The organism is Shewanella sp. T24-MNA-CIBAN-0130 (assembly GCF_040310185.1).
GTDB lineage: Bacteria > Pseudomonadota > Gammaproteobacteria > Enterobacterales > Shewanellaceae > Shewanella > Shewanella psychromarinicola.
On the sequence record NZ_JBEOPP010000523.1, the window covers coordinates 1 to 241 of the forward strand.

A 241-nucleotide genomic window follows, 5' to 3' on the forward strand; every position below is an offset into this window, starting at 1 on the left:
TTACGAGACTTAGTGAAAACGGCATTAAGAATGCGCGCTGACCGCATTATTGTTGGCGAAGTCAGGGGCGGTGAAGTATTTGATATGCTCCAAGCCATGAACTGTGGCCACGATGGAAGCCTAACGACTGTGCATGCCAATAACCCACAAGATGTGATCAACCGTCTACGCTCATTGGCCCAAATGGAAGAAGCGGCAATATGCCGTGACACCATTGATCATATGATCAGCTCATCAATAC

1 protein-coding gene is annotated in these 241 nt (G+C 47.7%); it reads left to right on the forward strand.

The window, feature by feature from the left end; all coding sequences use genetic code 11:
• Positions 1-241 (forward strand): ATPase, T2SS/T4P/T4SS family (locus AAEZ02_RS23360; RefSeq protein ID WP_351125605.1); only part of this gene is annotated, 241 nt, incomplete at both ends.